General features: G+C 42.4%; 2 tRNA genes and 2 rRNA genes. All 4 read left to right on the forward strand.

Annotated elements, in window-relative coordinates:
• Positions 1 to 116: ribosomal RNA gene (locus tag C9J51_RS19315) — 16S ribosomal RNA — on the forward strand; the annotation flags it as partial.
• Positions 117 to 190: 74 nt separating this feature from the next.
• A tRNA-Ile gene (locus tag C9J51_RS19320) sits at positions 191 to 267 on the forward strand.
• Between the two features lie 43 nt (positions 268 to 310).
• Positions 311 to 386: transfer RNA gene (locus tag C9J51_RS19325), tRNA-Ala, on the forward strand.
• Between the two features lie 333 nt (positions 387 to 719).
• Positions 720 to 944 (forward strand): 23S ribosomal RNA (locus C9J51_RS19330); the annotation flags it as partial.

Consider the following 944-nt stretch of genomic DNA (forward strand, 5'->3'; position numbering starts at 1 on the left):
CACCAGAAGTAGATAGCTTAACCTTCGGGAGGGCGTTTACCACGGTGTGGTTCATGACTGGGGTGAAGTCGTAACAAGGTAGCCCTAGGGGAACCTGGGGCTGGATCACCTCCTTACCTAAAGACTTATCTGTTTTATGCAGTGTCCACACAAATTGCTTGGTTAAAATGTAAAAGAACGTAAAAGACTTGGGTCTGTAGCTCAGGTGGTTAGAGCGCACCCCTGATAAGGGTGAGGTCGGTGGTTCGAGTCCACTCAGACCCACCACTTTTTCTCCCAGAAAAAGTGGCGGTAAAGTCTTTTAAACGTTGGGGTTATAGCTCAGCTGGGAGAGCGCCTGCCTTGCACGCAGGAGGTCTGCGGTTCGATCCCGCATAGCTCCACCACTTTCTAAAAATATTCGTAAGAGTGTCTTTAGAAAGTGGATTAGTCATCTTCAAACATGACAAAAACACATGCTCTTTAACAATCTGGAAAGCTGACTAGTAAATTTAATCGAAAGATTAATTTTAAAAAATGTTTTTATTGCTTCTTGTAAAAGAAGAATAAAAACGAGTTCTCAAAACATACACATTCAAGTGTCTTGATTTTGCTTTCACTTTTTAAAGTGAAGACAAATAAATGAGTCCGGCGAAAAACCAATGTTTAATATTTTCTTGATCGGATTATTAAACGCAAACCTTGGTTGTTTGAACATACAAGACCTCTTGGGGTTGTATGGTTAAGTGACTAAGCGTACACGGTGGATGCCTTGGCAGTCAGAGGCGATGAAGGACGTATTAACTTGCGATAAGCCCAGATTAGGCAGTAAAAGCCTCTTGAGTCTGGGATTTCCGAATGGGGAAACCCACTTGCATAAGCAAGTATCATTAACTGAATACATAGGTTAATGAGGCAAACCGGGGGAACTGAAACATCTAAGTACCCCGAGGAAGAGAAATCAA

Source organism: Photobacterium iliopiscarium (assembly GCF_003026395.1).
Taxonomy (GTDB): Bacteria; Pseudomonadota; Gammaproteobacteria; order Enterobacterales; family Vibrionaceae; genus Photobacterium; species Photobacterium iliopiscarium.